The sequence below is a fragment of the Prescottella soli genome (assembly GCF_040024445.1).
GTDB classification, from domain to species: Bacteria; Actinomycetota; Actinomycetes; order Mycobacteriales; family Mycobacteriaceae; genus Prescottella; species Prescottella soli.
Genome location: NZ_CP157276.1, coordinates 1650207 through 1666943, shown reverse-complemented (window position 1 = coordinate 1666943; position 16737 = coordinate 1650207). Strand labels below are relative to the sequence as shown.

Below are 16737 nucleotides of genomic sequence, written 5' to 3'. Positions count from 1 at the left end.
ACGACCGTTCCACGCAGTGGGAGGCTGGCGAGCGCACCGGGAGGGACAGCGGCGATGCGGATCGGGATCCTCGCCTACGAGGGGTGCCTGGCGGCGGAGATCTTCCTCTTCTCCGACATGTTGCTGGTGGCCAATCGGGTCGCACGGCAGGCCGGCGCCGCGCAGGACCCGTTCGCGGTGTCGGTGATCGCCGCGTCGGCGACGCCCGTGCGGGCCGCCGGGGGATTCCCCATCGGCGCCGAGCCGTGGCACCACGACTTCGACCGACTCGTCGTGCCCGGGTTCGAACTCGTGCCGTCGGAGGATCCGGAGGCGCGGTTGCGCGCGTGGCGCCGCGAAACGGAGTTCCTGGGCGCCGCCGCGGCCCGCGGAACCGAGCTCGCCTCGGTGTGCGTCGGCGCGTTCCTCCTGGGCGAGGCCGGACTCCTCGACGGGCGCCGGTGCACCACGTCGTGGCTGTTCGCTGCCGAACTCGCGCGGCGGTACCCGGCCGCGACGGTCCAGGGGGATTCGCTGGTGATGCACGACGGGCCGATCACGACGACGGCGGCGTTCAGCGCCGCGCTCGACCTCGCCACGGCCGTCACCCGCGCGCACCTCGGGGACGGTGTCGCGCGGGCCACGGCCCGGATCACCCTCGTCGCCGAGAACCGGACGAGCCAGGCGCCGTACATGGTGGACGCGATGCTGCCGAACGGTCACGGGCCGTTCTCCGAGGAGGTGGGCAGATGGTTGGTCGAGCACCTGACCGAGCCCTACGACCTCGCCCGGCTGGCGGGGGCGTTCCACGTGAGCACGCGCACGATGTTGCGACGGTTCCGCGCCGAGACGGGACAGTCCCCACTCGCGTTCCTCCGGCGGTCCCGCGTCCGCGCCGCCAAGTCGCTGCTCGAGACCACCGACCGGCCGCTGGCGCAGATCGCCGAACTCGTCGGCTACCAGGATGCGGGGACGTTCCGCCGACTGTTCCTCGAGCAGGTGGGAATGAGCACCGCGGAGTACCGGCGCCAGTTCCGGGCGGCACCGTCAGCCGGGGGTGGCGAGATCGCCCCCGAACGTGGCGACGGCGCCACTCGTGCGACGGCGCGGTCGCCGAAACACTGATCGGGCACGCCACTCGGATCAGTGATGGAGGAACGACGGTGCCGAACCGCAGCATGAACGAGGACGACCCGCTCGAGGACTTCGACCGTCGACGGATCGAGTTCGACGGCGTCGCGAGGACCGTCTACGCCGCGGGCAGCGGACCAGCGGTGGTCGTCATGCCGGAGATGCCGGGGATCAGTCCGCACGTCGCGCGCTTCGCCCGCTGGGTGCGAGACGCGGGTTTCACCGTGTACATGCCTTCCCTGTTCGGCCGCGATGGCGCGGTCCCCACCGTCGAGGAGGGGCTCGCCGTGCTCCGACGGGCGTGCGTCAGCGCCGAGTTCCGTGCGCTCGGCACGAACGACCCGAGCCCGGTGACGGTGTGGCTGAGGAGCCTCGCGCGACACGCGCACGCCGAGTGCGGCGGCCGCGGTGTGGGCGTGATCGGGATGTGTTTCACGGGCAACTTCGCGCTGTCGATGATGCTCGAGCCAGCCGTGCTCGCGCCCGTCCTCTCGCAGCCGTCGCTCCCGCTCGACGACCCCGACGCCGTCGACAGCGGTCCCGCCGAGTTGGCGGCGGTCCGCCGCCGCCTCGACGGCGAGGACCTGACCGTGATGGCCTACCGGTTCCGCGGGGACCGGTTCTGCCGGGCGCAACGCTTCGCGGCGTACGCGGACGCGCTCGGCGACCGCTTCGTGGCGCGGGAGCTGCCCGATTCGGCCGCCAACCCGGACACCTCGCCGTTCTTCGAGCACGTGATCGGCGGCCCGCACAGCGTGGTGACCGCCCACCTGGTGGACGATGCGGGGCAGCCGACGATTGCCGCGCGCGACGAGATCCTGTCGTTCTTCCGCGTCCGCCTCGGCCCGTGAGGCCGGGCGAGCGCGGGCGCGGTAGCGTCATTGTCGAGTTACGGAAGGTGGCACCGATGACCCGGGTCTTTCTGGTGGACGATCACGAGATCGTGCGGCGTGGACTGGTCGATCTCCTCGGCAGTGCGCCCGACCTCACGGTCGTCGGCGAGGCCGCGTCGGTCGGCGAGGCGATGGCGCGGATCCCGTCCAGCGGCGCCGACGTCGCCGTGCTCGATGTGCGCCTGCCCGACGGCAACGGCGTCGAGCTGTGCCGTGACCTGCGGGCCGTGCTGCCCGACCTGCGGTGCCTGATGCTCACCTCGTACGCCGACGACGAGGCCCTGTTCGACGCGGTCATGGCCGGCGCCTCCGGGTTCGTCCTCAAGCAGATCCTCGGCACCGACCTGATCTCGGCGGTCCGGACCGTCGGAACCGGCGGGTCGCTGCTCGACAGCCGCGCGACGGCCGCCCTCATGCAGCGGATCCGGTCCGAGCGCACCGTCGACCCGCTGGCCGAACTCTCCGATCAGGAGCGGGCCGTGTTCGACCTCATCGGCGAGGGCCTGACCAACCGCGAGATCGCCGAGCGGCTGTTCCTGGCCGAGAAGACGATCAAGAACTACGTCTCCCGGCTGCTCGCCAAGCTCGGCATGCAGCGCCGCACCCAGGCCGCGGTCCTCGCGACGGAGCTGCGGAGCAACCGGCGCAGCTAGCACGAGTTCGCCCATGACGTGGCCAGCCTGACTTTGGTAGTCGACGGCGGAACGTCGAAAGCGCTGCCGGAAAATGACTCTCGGTAGGTACCTGGACCGAAGGTGCTGCGACGGTCAGCAGACCGCCGCGCGTCGGGCGCGTGGATCGGGGACCCGATCGCACGACTCGCTCATGGCGGCGGTGATGGCGTAGAAACTCGAATTATCACCGGGTCGTGCCCGACCCAATCCCCGCTCCCCGTCAGGCACGATCTCGCGCTGAAACCGCAGATCCTCGGCCATCGCTCATGACTTTGCCGGGGACCTGTCGTTGAGCATCTTTTCGACAAAATCTCGTGCTGCGATCGAGTCTCGATCCTGAGTGAACGAGAGCGTGATTTCCGCGACTTTCTGAGCGGCTTCTACCTGCGCCTTCTGGATCGTGTCCGCAGCAGGCGGCTCAGCTGAACGTCGCCGAGGCGCAGCGCCTGCGGCGTCAGACGTACGTCGGTGACTCTGGCGTCCGCATCGACCGCGATGCTGAGTTCGCAGTTGCGGGAACTGGTTCGAACAATCACCGAACTCAGTGCTTCGCGTAGCTGTGTGTTCTTCCGCCGCCAACTGGCCACAGCCTCTTCTTGCGAGGCGTTCCATTCGTCCAAGTAATCCATTGCGATCCTTCGAAAAATAGCTATGACCAGTGACGGGCCGCCCTCTACTCTCGGAAGAATCCGACCTGATAGTCGCAGGATTCGTCCACGATCACGGGCTCTTCGGTGTACTTGCCTAATTCGGGAACGAGCGAAGTTGGAACGTCGTACCCGAATATTTCAACCTGTAGGTCGATACCGAGTAGTCGCTTCAGGTCCGTAAGTTCTATGCCGTTCAAGCGGTATTCGCGTACCAGAAAACCGGATTCTCTATCGTAGGCTTCTAAATAGTTCACTTTCATCTCATTCGCCGAGATGTTTGCCGCTCTTGTTGTATTTCTCGACTGCGCCGTGCTGGTAGTCCCACTCGTACGTGGTTCCGTCGGCGTCTTCCCATCGCTGCCGGTACCGCGGGGCCAACTTCTTCACGGGACGTGCGTTCGGGAATCCAGACAGGTTCTTCGGTGGCGTGACGTAGTGGTGCCCGCCCCCGCCCCCGCCGCTCGTGCTCGCGTTGAACACGGTGGGGTTCGCTTCGAGTAACGGTTGCAGGTCGGTGACCACGCCACCGACTGCGACACCGGCGGCAACTGTGGCTCCGACCGCAACCGCGGCTGCGGCATCGAAGGCGACGAGGACGGTAACGATGGATGCGCCTGCCACACTGCCGCTGCACCTGCGGCGGCGACCGCCCCGGTCCCAACCGTGAAGAAGCCCGCGATGCCCCCGACGATCAGGCCAACGCCCAGCGCGCCGGCGAGAATCGCGAGGACCTTGCGGTGAGCGTCCTCAATCTTGTCGGCCCAGTCGTTACATGACGACGCAAGGTTCTCGAACTGGGTTGCTACGTGTTCTGTGTCGGTGAAGACCAGATCCATCTGGGCCAGTATTTGAGGTACTTCACCCGAGTCGATGTCATCGAGCTGCGCAAAACCGGACCCGGTGTCGTCGGCGGCCTCCCGCAGTCCTTTCGCCGCCTCGCGCCATGCGGAGCCGAGTGCCCGCAGTTTCTCGGGGTCTCCGTTTGGCCAGGTGTGACCTTGCAACCAGTTGCTGACCAGGCCCCACCCGAACGGCTCGTCGGTATCACCGCCATACGCGCCGTTGAAGGTTGGCGAGTTGCTGGTCGGGAGTTGCGCCGGTGGTCCGTCGGGAGGTTCGGGCGGATTCTTGTTGGCGTTTTCGGTGTTTGCGTGGTTGACGGCGGTGAAGGCGAGAAGATCATGCATCTTGCCAAAGGCGTTGGCGACGGTGGTTCCGGCGGCGAGGGCGTCGTATGCTGCCGGATCGTAGCTTGCCGCCCATGCTGCGCCGGCACTGTCACTTCCGGCGCAGCCCCAGTTCGAGTCGAGCGCGGCGGCCAGTTTGTCGATCACTTCCTGACTGGATGAGTGCGCGGTCTCATACGAACCCGCGATGTCAGCGAGCAGCGTGGAGTCCATGGTGATCGGCGGCATCAGGGCCACATCCTCATGTTGTGCTCGACATTGGTGACGTATCCGTCATGGGCGCTGTGCACGGCCGCCTCGAGCGCCCCCAACGCCGTCTTCATATCGTTCATCTCGCGCTGCCAAGTGTCGGCTTTGGCGCGATGGGCGTCGGAAGCGTCGCCTTGCCACTCGACGTGAAGCGCAGCAATTTCATGTTCTACCTGGGAGATGCGTCGGTCGATTCGCTCACCGATTCGCCGGGCTTTGTCGACAAGGGCCAGAATCTGTTCTGTGTTGGCGACATAGCGTGCCATCAGGAGTCGATCTCCAGTCGAAGGCTCGACGCTGCGCTCGCGTTGTGTTCGTCAGTGCTCGTGTACGCGTCGGCTGCTTGATGCAGAAGCCCGGCATTGTCGCTCAAAGCGACGGCCACACGCCGCGCCGAATCGACCCACTCCTCCCACAGAGCTGCGTGTGTGTCGGCGGCAGCGCCGATCCAATCGCCCGCCATAAGGTCCTCGGTCCCCCGGCGGAGATCCTCGATGTCGTCCCAGAATTCGTCGGCCAGTGCGGTCATTCGATCAGCCGTCGAGTGAATCTGCTCCGGGTCAGCTCTCACCATTCCCCCTGGCCGTATACAACCGGGTGACCCCCACCCCGCGGTGAGAGTATCAGCGCCGCGGATCGACGAGACCCACCCGACCCGTGTGGCCCAGCGAAGCAAACCCTCGCGGCGGATCAAACAGACGAATGTGGGTGTGTCGTGCCGACTGGTCACGGGAGATGGTGCCCTGATGTGTGTTCCGGGGTTCATCTGTTCCGGGTGATCCGGCAACGGCCCGTGACGGCATACGGTCGCAGCCGTTACGTGCCGTGTCCGCGAGGTAGGGAGCTGCGATGACCGATGCCGGGGGATTCGACCGCCCGAAGATGACCGTCGACTACGCGCGGGCGGTGGGTGCCACCGCGTATCTGTGGGGATGGTCGCTCGTGAACATGCACAATCGGCGGAACCTCATGGAGCAGCTGCCGGAGCCGGGCCTGCTCGCCGGAATCGTGCCGGCCGGGCCTCCCGGGACGATCGGAATGCTGCACGACTACATCCGTCCGGAGGAGCGAGTCGTTGCCTGCCCCAACCAGGATGTCGCGTACGGCTTCGGGGTCCTCGATTCCGAGCGCGGCCCCTCGGTGGTGCAGGTCCCCGACTTCGGTGACCGGTTCTGGGTGTACCAGGTGGTGGACCAGCGCACCGACTCGTTCGTCGAGCTCGGCAAGATGTACGGGACCCGTCCCGGCTTCTACCTGCTCGCGCACAACTCGTGGGACGGTGACGTGCCCGCCGGCATCACCGGTGTGTTCCGGTACGACACTCGCGTCGGCGTCGTGATCCCGCGAGTGTTCATGGACGACACCGCGCAGGATCGCGTAGCCATCGCCCCGCTCGTGGGCCGCATCTGCATGTATCCGCTGTCGGAGTTCGACGGTGAGGTCAAGGTTCGGGACTGGGCGGACGTTCCGACGTTCGGTGACGGCCGAGCGACCGGCGACCAGACCGAAACCCAGTGGGTGGATCCCGAGAAGTTCTTCGACGTGCTCGGCCAGGTTCTCGACGAGGTGCCCCCACTGCCGGGTGAGGAGGCGCTGTACGAGTGGTTCCGATCGATTCTTGTTGCCTCAGAAGGCGACCGGGTCGTCGCGGACGCACTCCGGCAGGCCGCGATCGATACCGATGCCGTTGTCCGGGGCCTGTTCGAGTTCCGCAACATCGGCAATCCCGTCGCTCACAACTGGACCACGCAGCGCAACGGCGCCGCGTTCGGCACCGACTACCTGTCTCGGACCGCGATCGGGAAGTCGAACATCTTCGTCAACACCCCGAACGAAACCGCTTACTACTACCAGGATCTCGACGACGCGGGCGACCGCCTCCACGGCTCGAACGCGTACACGGTCCGGTTCCCCGCCGCTCAGCTCCCGCCGGTCCGCGGGTTCTGGTCGTTGACGGTCTACAACAAGCACCACTTCTTCCACCCCAACGACCTCGACCGGTTCTCGCTGGGGACCAAGAACCAGGGCCTCACGCACGGAGACGACGGATCGCTGACCCTCACGGTCGGAGGGGCCGCTCCCACCGACCCGAAGCTGCTGGCGAACTGGCTGCCCGCACCCGACGACGAGTTCACGCTCTATCTGCGCGCCTACTGGCCCGAACAGAGCATCCTCGACGGCATCTGGGAACCACCCGCCGTCACACGGCAGTAGCGGTCTCGACGTCAGAGGTCGAGAACCACGTCGTCGACCGGTGTCGAACAGCAGATGAGCACATCCCCGGTACCGGGCGGGTCGATCGGCTCGGGGGCGTACGAGGTGTGACCGCTCATCATCGCGGTCTCACAGGTGTGGCAGACCCCGGTCCGGCACGACCATCGGACCGGGACATCGCACGCCTCGGCCAGTTCGAGGATGCTGGCGTACCGCGCGGCGTCGAACGTCGCCGTCAGACCGCTGCGGGCAAACGACACCGCCGGGCCGGCATCGACAGCGTCGGGCGGTGCGTGCGGTGGCACCGCGGCGGTGGCCGCGATGCCCGGGGTGGTGCTCGGCCCGGCGCCGAAGATCTCGGTGCGCACCCGGTCCGGGGCCAGCCCGAGCGTGACGAGCGCGTCGGTGACATCGCGCATGAACGCGTCGGGACCACAGATGTAGGCGCGGGCGTCTCGCGGCGGATCGATGCGCGCGAGTAGTGCCGCGTCGATGTGCCCGGTGTCCGTGAAGTCGACGCCGACGCGGTCGTCGGGGCCGGGTCGGCTGTAGCAGATGCGAAAACGACTGTTGGGCAAGCGAACCAGCTGCTCGCGCACCTCGTCCGCGAAGGCGTGCTCGGTGGTGTTCCGGGTCCCGTGCAGCCACCACACCTCCCGGGCGGAGTGCTCGTCGGCCAGCGACCGGAGCATCGCCAGCACGGGCGTCACGCCTACGCCGGCGGAGACGAGGAGCACCGGCGCACGATCGGTCGACAGGAAGAAGGTGCCGCGTGGCGCGGCCGAGCTCAGCCGGTCGCCGGCGGACAGGGTGTCGTGCAGTCGGTTGCTGGCCGCCCCGTGTGGTTCGACCTTGATGCTGATCCGGTAGGTGGCGGCGCCCGGCTCGCCGGACAGCGAATAGCTGCGGACGAGCGACGGCCCGGCGGTGTCCGGTTCGAGCTTCACGGTCAGGTACTGGCCGGGCAGCGCCGCCGGAAGCGCCGCGCCTTCCGGGTCGGCGAGCAGGACGGAGAAGATGGTGGAGGTCTCCTGCCGGATCCCGGTGACACAAAGCGGTCGAAACCCCGACCACGCCGGGGGAGGGCCTGCCGCGGCCGGGCTCAACCCGACGTTGCCGCCGACGACCGAACGATCGGCACTCTCGAGCAGGGACCGGAACGACGCCTGCCATCCCGGACTGAGGGCGTCGATCCGCAGGGCGCGCTCGAGCTGATCGCGGGGGTGGTTCGCGGAGTACAGCAACTGGTCGGCCTCGACCACCGTCAGCGACTCCGGACCGCCGGAGACCTTGGCGATCTCCTGGCCGGCCTCGACCGCCCCCTCCTCGAGGACACGGAGGTAGAAGCCGGGGCGACGATGTGAGACGAGCAAGGCGGCCATGCGGGGCTCGTCCATCCGCAGGCCGACGCGGTAGCACGTGACCCTCGGCTGGGTGACCTCGAAGACCGCCCCGCCGATTCGGTACCGGTCCCCGATGCACACCTGATCGTCCGGGAGACCCTCGACCGTGAAGTTCTCCCCGAACTGTCCGTGCGCGAAATCGTCACGTCCGAACTCGCGCGCCCAGTGCCGATAGGAATCGAGCTGATAGACCATGACCGCGCGCATCTCGCCGCCGTGTCCGGCCAGATCGCCCTGCCCGTCGCCGTCGAGATTGAGCCGCCGGGCGGTGACCGGACCCGATACCGGCGATTTCCAGATGCCGGTGTGAACGGTCTTCCCGCGCCACGGAACGTCCTTCGGAAGGCCGACGTTGATCGAAACCAGCCGACCGGCGGCGGAACGAGTCATGGCTCCGACGCTAGCCCTCTCGGCGTGTCACCTCACAACGGCACCCGCCAGGTCAGCTCGGTGCCGGAGGTGGCGCCGGCCGTAACGGTGCACGTGCCGCCGCACTGCTCGGCCCGTCGGGCCAGGTTGTCCAGGCCGCTGCGACGCGGATTGTCCGGGACGCCGACACCGTCGTCGCAGATGCGGATGGTCAGGTGGTCGGCGGCGTCGACCGCGACCGTGATCGTGGACGCGCCCGCGTGCCGCAGCGCGTTGCTCAGCCCCTCCCGCAGGACCGCCTCGGCGTGCGGATGGATCCGCGTCGGCACGAGCGTGTCGATCGCACCGGTGAACTGCACGTTCGGGGTGAGCGCCGAGCGGGTGGTCAGGTCGCCGATCGCGTCGAGCAGCCGTCGGCGCAGGCTCGTCGGGGCCTCCTCGCCCGCGGTGTGCAGGTCGAAGATCGAGGTGCGGATCTCGCGGATGGTGCGGTCGAGCTGGGAGACCGTCTGGGTGAGCGTGTTCGCCGCGGACTCCGGGACCGGGTGGGCCTCGTCGAGCAGCAGGCTCTGCAGGCTCATCCCGGTCGCGAACAGCTGCTGGATGACGTTGTCGTGCAGGTCGCGGGCGATGCGGTCGCGGTCGGCCAGGACGTCGAGCTGCCGCCGCCGGTGCTGCTGATCGGCGAACTCCACCGCCAGTGCGGCGGAGTCGGAGATCGAACCCAACCGGGTGACCTCGTCCTGCGTCCACCCCTGGCTCTCGCGCGTCACCACCAGCATGCCCGCGACCCCGGACGTCGTGGACAGCGGCAGCGCCGCGATCCGGACACTGCCCGACGCGTCGAACGGGGCCACCCGATCCCGCTCGGTGAGCAGAGCGGGACGTCGGCCCCGGACGACCGGCAGCAGGTCGGACTCGGACAGGTCGAGGTGGCTGCCCGCCCGGGGACCGACGTCGGAGGCGGCCGCCTCGACGGTGGCGTCCTCCTCGTCGACGACCATGACGTACGCGCCGCTCGCACTGCACAGGTCGCGGGTGCGCGTCACGAGCAGGTCGAGGGCCTCGTCGATCGACCCGCCCGACAGCAGCCGCGCGTTGAACGACGCGAGCGCCGTCAGCCACCGCTCCCGCGTCCGGGACTCCTCGAACAGGTGCGCGTTGTCGATCGCGACGCCGGCCGAGGTGGCGAGCGCGTCGAGGATCGTCTCGTCCTCGTCGGTGAACTCGGGGCCGGTGCGCTTCTCGGTGAGGTAGATGCTGCCGAACACCTGGCCCCGCACGATGATCGGCATGCCGAGGAAACTGTCCATCGGCGGATGGTTCGGCGGGAAACCGACCGACGCGGGATGCTTGCCCAGGTGCGCGACACGCACCGGTCGCGGATGCTCCATCAGCAGACCCAACAGGCCGTGACCCTCAGGCAGGTGGCCCATCCGCGCGCGTTCGGCCGCGGTGATGCCCTCGTACACGAACTCCGAGAGGCCACCGTCGGGATTCCGGACGCCCAGCGCCCCGTACCGCGCGTCGAGCAATGTCGTCGCCGCCTGCACGATCCGCTGCAGGACCGAGTCCAGCTCCAGGCCTGCACCCACCACGAGGACCGCCTCGAGCAGTTCCCGCAACCGGGCGGGCGTCGCGACACTGTCGACGAGGCGACTGCGCATGTCCGCGAGCACTTCCTCCAGGTTCTCGAAGTCCCCGAAGTCCCAATTCGCGCTGTCGACCATGCAGGCAGCATAGGTGGCCGAAAGAAATCCGGGAGTTCGGTAGAAATCGGGTGTAACACGTTCCACCCGGCCGCCGATTCATTCCGTGACGTTGTCGTGAGTGGGATCGTGGTGGCTCCCTCACAGCACGTGGCCGTCCGGCGTCGATCCTCGGGGGAGGGGGTCGGTGCCGGACACCCCTTCCGTGGGGCCTCCGTAGACCACCAGGTCGACGAGGGAGAACGGTGGTGCGCCGACTCCGGTGATCCGGAAGTGCCCCCACGGGTCCTGTTCGGCGAGGGTCGCGTCCACGGCGCGACCCTCGCCGATCCGGAGCGTGGGCACCCCGGCGTCCGGCCGCTTCAGGTCCGCGATGCGCTCGTCGCCGATCACCCGGCCGTACCAGTGGTAGCGCCCGTCGAGCGGGTCCATGTGCCCGGTCAGGTGCACGTCGACGTCCAGGGTGCGACCGCCGCCCTCGAGCACGGCGGGCCCGCGGTAGTCCTCCTCGTCGCGTTCGGCCGCGCTGCTCAGGTCGAACGCGTCGACGTCCGGGTGCCGTGTCCGCAGCCAGTACGACACGCTCGACCTGGGCCACGCCGCACGGTTGCGGCCGGTCCGGTCGAGGTACCAGCTGTCGCAGCCGCCCGAGTTCCACACCGACCGCTCGAGCTTGTGGTGGATGCGGCGGTTGAAGTCCCGCTGGGTGCCCGCCCGGACCTCGATGCGGGTGGCGTCTCGGCGGTCCATCATCTGCAGGCACTCGAGGACGTAGTGCGACTGCGCCTCGATGACGAACACGATGGACTGGTTCCCGCCGCCCGAGTTGGGGCCCATCATGAGGAAGAAGTTCGGGAATCCGCTCACCGCCATCCCCAGGTACGCCTCCATGCCGCCGCGCCACGCGTCCTGGATGGTCAGCCCGCCCCGGCCGACGATGTGGTCGGTCTCGAAGCGGTCCTCGATCGCGAAGCCGGTGCCGTACACGACGACGTCGGCGGCGCGTTCGACACCGTCGATGGTGCGGATGCCGGTCTCGGTGAAGCCGTCGATGCGCGCTGTCACCAGGTCCACGTCGTCGCGTTGCAGCGCCGGATAGTAGTTGCTGGACACCAGGATCCGTTTGCAGCCGATCGTGTAGTCCGGTGTCAGGGCCGCGCGCAGTTCCGGGTCGGGCACCTGGCGGCGCAGCAGTCCGCGGGCGACGCGCTCGAGCACCGTCATCAGCCGGGGATGCATGAAGCCCGCGATCAGCGACTCGTGGCTCCAGTAGATCGCGCCGCGGTACGCCTTCTGACTGCCGGGGACGGTGCGGAAGAGGCGCTTCTCGGTCGGCGTGATCGGTCGATCGAGTTTCGGGACGATCCAGTGCGCGGTGCGCTGGAAGACGTCGACGTGTGCGGCCTCCTTCGCGACTTCCGGCACGAACTGGACCGCGCTGGCGCCGGTCCCGATCACCGCCACCCGCTTGCCGGCCAGATCGACCGAGTGGTCCCACTCCGCGGAGTGGAAGGCCGTGCCCGTGAAGCGCTCCCGACCGGGGAAGTCGGGGATGCTGGGCTTGTGCAGGGGCCCGAGCCCGGCCACGACGATCCGCGCACGGTACGCGTCCCCGCCGCGGGTGCGGACGGTCCAGCGGTCGTCGGACTCGTCGAAGTCGTAGGCCACCACCTCGGAGTCGAAGCGGATGTGCGGGGTCAGGCCGTACGCGTCGACGATCCGGCGGATGTAGTCGAGGATCTCGGGCTGCCGCGCGTACATCCGCGTCCACCGCCGGTTCGGGGCGAACGAGAACGAGTACATCAGCGACATCACGTCGCACCCACAGCCCGGATAGGTGTTCTCGCGCCACGTTCCGCCGACCTCGGACGCCTTCTCCAGGATCACGAAGTCGTCGATTCCCGCCTCCTTCAACCGGATCGCCATGCACAGGCCCGAGAATCCGGTGCCGACGATCGCCACCCGCGCGGTCTCGCGTCCGGTCACAGGAATCCCGCCCGGCGCCACATCGCCCGGGAGCTGCGCCGCATCAGCCCGGTGTCCTCGAGAAACTCCGCGAGACCGGCGAACCCGCGGCGCTGATTCTCGCGGAAGTACGGGTTCGCGCGGGCCTGCCGCCGGGCCTCCCGCGCGTCGAGTCCCGCCCGCCGGTACATGGCCGGGTTCGTGAACAGCCGCTCGAGCAGCAGGCCGCCGACACCCTGCGCGGTGCCCACCCAGATCTTCTCGACGCGGTGGGTCTCGGCCACCCGTCGCCGCACGCCGGCCCGCGCGAACTGGATGTGGCGGGCCTCCTCGGTGACATGGATGCGCATCAGGCGCGCGATCAGCGGCTGCAACTGCGGGTCGTCGACGACGCGGCGCTGGGTGGCGTCGAAGATCTCCTCGCCGATGAGCGCCGCCACCCACAGCATCGTGCCGCGGAAAGTCTTGGACAGCAGGTTCACTGCGGTCGCCTGGTACCAACGCAGCTGGAAGGGTTTGGCGCCCATGCGTTCGATCGCGCGGCCGAACATGGCCATGTGCCGACACTCGTCGCCCATCTCGGTGAGGGCGTAGCGGGTGTGCAGCGAACCCGGGTCGTTGTGGAGCAGGTGGCGCAGCAGCGCCTGGTTCAGGATGTTCTCGAACCAGGTGCCGACGCCGAGGATGTTCGCGGACTCCTGGCGGGACAGTTCGATTCGCTGCTGCTCGCCCATCGAGTCCCACATCGGCGTGCCGTACAGCGAGAGTATGTGCGGTGGCAGGAAGTACTTGCCGTCCTCGAGCGGCGCGTCCCAGTCGATGTCCACCACCGGGTCGTAGGAGCGTTTGACCGACCCTTTGAGCAATCTGTCCGCGACCTGCTCCCCGGCGTGGGGTTTCGCAGTCTGCGTCATGACCGTCCCTCCTGGGCGGACCCCGCGCGGCGGGCCGGCGGGGCGGGAACGACGCCGTGGTCGACACGGCGCCTGCTGCCGGTGTCCCTTAGAACGTAAGCGCGCCCGGGGCCGAACGTCAACGGTGTCTGTGATCGACCGGCACACCAATCGGTAGCAACAGAACCGGCCGGTAGGTTGGTTCGGCGCTAAACTCCGAGCGGTGAGTTCCCGAGCACAAGATATGAGCCCCACCGCTATTCGCGAACGCATCCTTGACGCTGCCGAGGCGTGCCTGATCGAGTTCGGTTACGGCTCACGGTTACACGCGTTGATCGCCGAACGAGCCGGACTGTCGCGGCCGACGCTCTACAAGTACGTCGGCGATCAATCCCAGATCTTCGACGCGCTGCTGCAGCGTGAGATCACGCGGTTCTTCGCGGTTCTCGATCCTGTTCTGCGCCGCCAGGATCGGCTCCAAGCCGGGTTCGTCGATTGCATCGTATTCGCGGTCGGCTACGCACGTCGGCACCCGGTGCTGCAGAAGGGCCTGCGGGACGATCCGGCGACCGTGCTGCCGTGGTTCACGGTGTTCTCGGCTCCGCTCGTCTTGCGCGGGGCCGAGTTCCTGGTTCCGCACTTCGAACGGATGTGTGCCGGTGACCGGACCGCCACGCTCGGTCCCCACGCGATCAGTGAGTGGGCCTTCCGCCTGGTGGCGTCGCTCGTCACCACCAACAGCGGCATCGACACGGGCGACGAACGAGCGCTGCGCGAGTTCGTGAACGGGCTGCTGTCGATCGGCGCCGTCGCCGCGACCGAGGTGGCGTGACCGCTACTTGGTGACCGTGAGGAGGAAGGCGACGTCCTCGAGCGCCTCGACGCTGTGCCGCGCCGCGGGAATGATCAGCATGTCCCCGCTGGAGCCCTTCCACGAGTCCTCGCCGCAGATCAGTGCGAGCTTGCCGCTGAGCACCAGGATCGTCGCCTCACCGGGACTGTCGTGCTCGGCGAGGCTCTTGCCTGCGCTCAGTGCGATCACGGTCTGGCGGAGATGACGTTGATGGCCGCCGAAGACGGTCTGCGAGCTGCGTCCGCTCGACGAAGTGGAGGCCAGCTTCAGTTGCTGGCGGGCGAGGGCCGTCAGTGAGGTCTTGTCCATCACATGCCACTCCGATGCGTCGGGGACGAACGGGACACTGCTTCCGCAGTATGACCCACCACGCCGGGGACGGCCCGGTTATCGGCCTAACGGTTCGGCCACCGTCCCGGTGGTTCAGCCGCGCACGTACGTGAGGAAGCGATAGCGCAGTTCCGACTTCTCCGAGATGTGCCAGTCGCCCTCGTCGCCGACCACCCACTCGTCGCCGATCGTCGGGGCGAATGCATCACCCTCGATCTCCGCGTCGATCTCGGTCACCGATAGTAGATCCGCGAACGGCATTGCCGCCGTGTAGATCTGGCTACCGCCGATCACCCAGGCGGTGTCGCCTGCGAGTGAGAGTGCCTGCTCGACCCCGTGTGCGGTCTCGACTCCGTCGGCCGCCCACCCGTCCTGGCGGGTGACGACGATGTTCCGACGACCCGGCAGCGGGCGGAACCGGGACGGGAGTGAATCCCACGTCAGTCGGCCCATCACCACCGGGTGGCCCATTGTGGTGTCCTTGAAGTGGGCCATGTCCTCGGGGACGCGCCACGGGATGGTGTTGTCGCGGCCGATCACCCCGGCCGTCGTCTGGCCCCAGATCAGGCCGATCATCAGACGGCCACCGGTGCCTTGATCGCCGGATGGTGCCGGTAGTCGACGATCTCGACGTCCTCGAAGGTGTAGTCGAAGATCGACTCGCGCTTGTTCAGCTCGAGCGTCGGGTAGGGGAGCGGCTCGCGGGACAGCTGCTCGGTGACCTGGTCGATGTGGTTGTCGTAGATGTGGCAGTCGCCGCCGGTCCAGATGAAGTCGCCCACCTCGAGCCCCGCCTGCTGCGCCACCATGTGGGTGAGCAGTGCGTAGCTGGCGATGTTGAACGGCACGCCCAGGAACAGATCCGCGCTGCGCTGGTACAGCTGGCAGCTGAGCTTGCCGTCGGCGACGTAGAACTGGAAGAACGCGTGGCACGGCTGCAACGCCATGTCGTCGAGGTCGGCGACGTTCCACGCCGAGACGATGATCCGGCGCGAATCCGGGTTGGTCTTCAGGGTCTCGATGACCTTGGTGATCTGGTCGATGTGCTCGCCCGACGGCGTCGGCCACGACCGCCACTGCACGCCGTACACCGGGCCCAGCTCGCCGTCGGCGTCCGCCCACTCGTCCCAGATGGTGACGCCGTGCTCCTGCAGCCACTTGACGTTGGACTCGCCGCGCAGGAACCACAGCAGCTCGTAGACGATGGACTTGAGGTGCACCTTCTTGGTGGTGACCAGCGGGAAGCCCTCGGCGAGGTTCCAGCGCATCTGGTGCCCGAAGATGCTGCGCGTCCCGGTTCCGGTGCGGTCCGCCTTCGGCGTTCCGGTGGTCATGACGAGACGGAGGAGGTCTTCGTAGGGGGAGTGCACGGCCGCCAGTCTAGTGGGCGGGCATCCTAGCGCCGGGCACCGGCAGGTAGCGTCGCCGAACATGCGTGAACTGCTTGTGATCGGCATCGGTGCCGGCGACCCCGACCAGGTGACGATCCAGGCTGTCAAGGCCATGAACAGGGCCGATGTGTTCTTCGTCATCGGCAAGGGCGACGAGAAGCAGGAACTCGTCGACCTGCGCACCACGATCCTGTCCGAGCACATGGACCGCGAGTACCGGATCGTCGACATCGTCGACCCGCCACGCGATCGGACGCCGTCCGACTACCAGGGTGTCGTCGACGACTGGCACGACCGCCGCGCCCAGGTGTTCGAGGAGCGCTTCGCCGCCGAGGACGGGGTCGGCGCGATCCTCGTGTGGGGCGATCCGTCGCTCTACGACAGCACGCTGCGGATCGTCGAACGCGTCCTCGCGCGCGGCAACGTGAGCTTCGACTACTCGGTGATCCCCGGGGTCACCAGCATCCAGTCGCTCGCCGCGCAGCACCGGATCGTGCTCAACCGGATCGGTGAGCCCGTTCACGTCACCACCGGACGGCGGCTGCGCGAGGGCTTGCCTGACGGCGTCGACACCGCGGTGGTGATGCTCGACGCCGAGTGCAGCTTCACCCACGTTCCCGGCGAGGATGCCGAGATCTGGTGGGGCGCGTACCTCGGCCTGCCCGACGAGGTCCTGATCTCCGGCAAACTGCGCGAGGTCGAGGACGAGATCGTCCGCGTGCGGGCCGAAATGCGCGAGCGCAAGGGCTGGATCATGGACATCTACCTGATCCGTCGCTGACGGGCTGCACCCCAGGGTGGGAATCCCTCACCCCTACGGGTGTGGCGGTGAACCCTCGGGTCGCTG

General features: G+C 67.9%; 19 protein-coding genes. 6 read left to right on the top strand and 13 right to left on the bottom strand.

Translation table 11 applies throughout. From position 1 onward, the window contains the following. Positions 1-54 precede the first annotated feature (54 nt). Genes ABI214_RS07825 through ABI214_RS07815 form a run of 3 tightly spaced genes read left to right on the top strand, consistent with a single transcriptional unit; the run spans position 55 to position 2656 of the window. Positions 55-1104 carry a GlxA family transcriptional regulator gene (locus tag ABI214_RS07825; RefSeq protein ID WP_348608302.1) on the top strand — a complete coding sequence of 350 codons (1050 nt, stop codon included), beginning with the start codon at positions 55-57 and terminating at the stop codon, positions 1102-1104. 38 nt (positions 1105-1142) lie between these two features. After that, complete coding sequence (locus ABI214_RS07820; protein WP_348608300.1) at positions 1143-1961, top strand: dienelactone hydrolase family protein; 819 nt, start codon at positions 1143-1145, stop codon at positions 1959-1961. Positions 1962-2017: 56 nt separating this feature from the next. After that, positions 2018-2656 carry a response regulator transcription factor gene (locus ABI214_RS07815; protein WP_348608298.1) on the top strand — a complete coding sequence of 213 codons (639 nt, stop codon included), beginning with the start codon at positions 2018-2020 and terminating at the stop codon, positions 2654-2656. Positions 2657-3057: 401 nt separating this feature from the next. On the opposite strand, the gene ABI214_RS07810 is transcribed toward ABI214_RS07815, so the two are convergent. The 6 genes from ABI214_RS07810 to ABI214_RS07790 are packed head-to-tail and all read right to left on the bottom strand — an operon-like array spanning position 3058 to position 5337. Further along, complete coding sequence (locus ABI214_RS07810) at positions 3058-3306, bottom strand: hypothetical protein (RefSeq protein ID WP_348608295.1); 249 nt, start codon at positions 3304-3306, stop codon at positions 3058-3060. A gap of 44 nt (positions 3307-3350) precedes the next feature. Next, positions 3351-3587 carry a DUF7683 domain-containing protein gene (locus ABI214_RS25435; protein ID WP_431357156.1) on the bottom strand — a complete coding sequence of 79 codons (237 nt, stop codon included), beginning with the start codon at positions 3585-3587 and terminating at the stop codon, positions 3351-3353. Position 3588: 1 nt separating this feature from the next. Beyond that, positions 3589-3714: a colicin E3/pyocin S6 family cytotoxin gene (locus ABI214_RS07805; protein ID WP_348608292.1), complete on the bottom strand. Its 126-nt coding sequence runs from the start codon at positions 3712-3714 to the stop codon at positions 3589-3591. Next, entirely contained in the window at positions 3711-4751 is a 1041-nt protein-coding gene (locus ABI214_RS07800; RefSeq protein WP_348608289.1) for a hypothetical protein, read from the bottom strand. The genes ABI214_RS07805 and ABI214_RS07800 overlap by 4 nt, the downstream gene beginning before the upstream one ends. Next, the gene (locus tag ABI214_RS07795; RefSeq protein WP_348608286.1) at positions 4742-5029 is read right to left on the bottom strand and encodes a WXG100 family type VII secretion target; all 288 of its coding nucleotides are present in this window, start codon (positions 5027-5029) and stop codon (positions 4742-4744) included. The genes ABI214_RS07800 and ABI214_RS07795 overlap by 10 nt, the downstream gene beginning before the upstream one ends. Beyond that, positions 5029-5337, bottom strand: a complete 309-nt coding sequence (locus tag ABI214_RS07790) for a WXG100 family type VII secretion target (protein ID WP_348608283.1) — start codon at positions 5335-5337, stop codon at positions 5029-5031. The genes ABI214_RS07795 and ABI214_RS07790 overlap by 1 nt, the downstream gene beginning before the upstream one ends. A gap of 275 nt (positions 5338-5612) precedes the next feature. Here ABI214_RS07790 and ABI214_RS07785 point away from each other — a divergent pair, with 275 nt between their 5' ends. After that, positions 5613-6977 carry a DUF1214 domain-containing protein gene (locus ABI214_RS07785; RefSeq protein ID WP_348608280.1) on the top strand — a complete coding sequence of 455 codons (1365 nt, stop codon included), beginning with the start codon at positions 5613-5615 and terminating at the stop codon, positions 6975-6977. An 11-nt stretch (positions 6978-6988) separates the two neighbouring features. On the opposite strand, the gene ABI214_RS07780 is transcribed toward ABI214_RS07785, so the two are convergent. The 4 genes from ABI214_RS07780 to ABI214_RS07765 all read right to left on the bottom strand — a co-directional run bounded on the left by ABI214_RS07780 (position 6989) and on the right by ABI214_RS07765 (position 13337). Next, entirely contained in the window at positions 6989-8770 is a 1782-nt protein-coding gene (locus tag ABI214_RS07780) for an MOSC and FAD-binding oxidoreductase domain-containing protein (protein ID WP_348608278.1), read from the bottom strand. Positions 8771-8802: 32 nt separating this feature from the next. After that, the gene (locus ABI214_RS07775) at positions 8803-10479 is read right to left on the bottom strand and encodes a sensor histidine kinase (protein ID WP_348608275.1); all 1677 of its coding nucleotides are present in this window, start codon (positions 10477-10479) and stop codon (positions 8803-8805) included. 120 nt (positions 10480-10599) lie between these two features. Next, on the bottom strand, positions 10600-12444 hold the full coding sequence (locus ABI214_RS07770) for a DUF4873 domain-containing protein (RefSeq protein ID WP_348608272.1): 1845 nt from the start codon (positions 12442-12444) through the stop codon (positions 10600-10602). Further along, positions 12441-13337, bottom strand: coding sequence for an AurF N-oxygenase family protein (locus ABI214_RS07765; RefSeq protein ID WP_348608269.1), 897 nt, complete (start codon positions 13335-13337; stop codon positions 12441-12443). Before ABI214_RS07765 ends, ABI214_RS07770 begins: the two co-directional genes overlap by 4 nt. Before the next feature lie 202 nt (positions 13338-13539). Between ABI214_RS07765 and ABI214_RS07760 the strand changes: the two genes are divergently transcribed. Then, positions 13540-14148, top strand: coding sequence for a TetR/AcrR family transcriptional regulator (locus tag ABI214_RS07760; protein ID WP_408585953.1), 609 nt, complete (start codon positions 13540-13542; stop codon positions 14146-14148). Positions 14149-14151: 3 nt separating this feature from the next. Here the strand turns inward: ABI214_RS07760 and ABI214_RS07755 are convergent, their stop codons facing one another. The 3 genes from ABI214_RS07755 to ABI214_RS07745 form a co-directional block, all read right to left on the bottom strand. Further along, positions 14152-14478 (bottom strand): cupin domain-containing protein, encoded by a 327-nt coding sequence (locus ABI214_RS07755; protein WP_348608266.1) that lies wholly within the window; start codon positions 14476-14478, stop codon positions 14152-14154. 114 nt (positions 14479-14592) lie between these two features. Continuing rightward, positions 14593-15075 (bottom strand): dihydrofolate reductase, encoded by a 483-nt coding sequence (locus ABI214_RS07750; protein ID WP_348608263.1) that lies wholly within the window; start codon positions 15073-15075, stop codon positions 14593-14595. Beyond that, positions 15075-15833 carry a thymidylate synthase gene (locus ABI214_RS07745; RefSeq protein ID WP_348611397.1) on the bottom strand — a complete coding sequence of 253 codons (759 nt, stop codon included), beginning with the start codon at positions 15831-15833 and terminating at the stop codon, positions 15075-15077. Before ABI214_RS07745 ends, ABI214_RS07750 begins: the two co-directional genes overlap by 1 nt. A 97-nt stretch (positions 15834-15930) precedes the next feature. On the opposite strand from ABI214_RS07745, the gene cobF reads away from it, so the two are divergent. Beyond that, positions 15931-16671 carry a precorrin-6A synthase (deacetylating) gene (gene cobF, locus ABI214_RS07740; RefSeq protein ID WP_348608260.1) on the top strand — a complete coding sequence of 247 codons (741 nt, stop codon included), beginning with the start codon at positions 15931-15933 and terminating at the stop codon, positions 16669-16671. Positions 16672-16737 lie beyond the last annotated feature (66 nt).

Bases quoted from the DNA above. Each gene is read 5' to 3' on its own strand.
- ABI214_RS07780 (WP_348608278.1), bottom strand. From the start codon at position 8,770: ATGACTCGTTCCGCCGCCGGTCGGCTGGTTTCGATCAACGTCGGCCTT.
- ABI214_RS25435 (WP_431357156.1), bottom strand. From the start codon at position 3,587: ATGAAAGTGAACTATTTAGAAGCCTACGATAGAGAATCCGGTTTTCTG.
- ABI214_RS07765 (WP_348608269.1), bottom strand. From the start codon at position 13,337: ATGACGCAGACTGCGAAACCCCACGCCGGGGAGCAGGTCGCGGACAGA.
- ABI214_RS07815 (WP_348608298.1), top strand. From the start codon at position 2,018: ATGACCCGGGTCTTTCTGGTGGACGATCACGAGATCGTGCGGCGTGGA.
- ABI214_RS07785 (WP_348608280.1), top strand. From the start codon at position 5,613: ATGACCGATGCCGGGGGATTCGACCGCCCGAAGATGACCGTCGACTAC.
- cobF (WP_348608260.1), top strand. From the start codon at position 15,931: ATGCGTGAACTGCTTGTGATCGGCATCGGTGCCGGCGACCCCGACCAG.
- ABI214_RS07750 (WP_348608263.1), bottom strand. From the start codon at position 15,075: ATGATCGGCCTGATCTGGGGCCAGACGACGGCCGGGGTGATCGGCCGC.
- ABI214_RS07825 (WP_348608302.1), top strand. From the start codon at position 55: ATGCGGATCGGGATCCTCGCCTACGAGGGGTGCCTGGCGGCGGAGATC.
- ABI214_RS07745 (WP_348611397.1), bottom strand. From the start codon at position 15,833: ATGACCACCGGAACGCCGAAGGCGGACCGCACCGGAACCGGGACGCGC.
- ABI214_RS07795 (WP_348608286.1), bottom strand. From the start codon at position 5,029: ATGGCACGCTATGTCGCCAACACAGAACAGATTCTGGCCCTTGTCGAC.
- ABI214_RS07775 (WP_348608275.1), bottom strand. From the start codon at position 10,479: ATGGTCGACAGCGCGAATTGGGACTTCGGGGACTTCGAGAACCTGGAG.
- ABI214_RS07755 (WP_348608266.1), bottom strand. From the start codon at position 14,478: ATGGACAAGACCTCACTGACGGCCCTCGCCCGCCAGCAACTGAAGCTG.
- ABI214_RS07810 (WP_348608295.1), bottom strand. From the start codon at position 3,306: ATGGATTACTTGGACGAATGGAACGCCTCGCAAGAAGAGGCTGTGGCC.
- ABI214_RS07790 (WP_348608283.1), bottom strand. From the start codon at position 5,337: ATGGTGAGAGCTGACCCGGAGCAGATTCACTCGACGGCTGATCGAATG.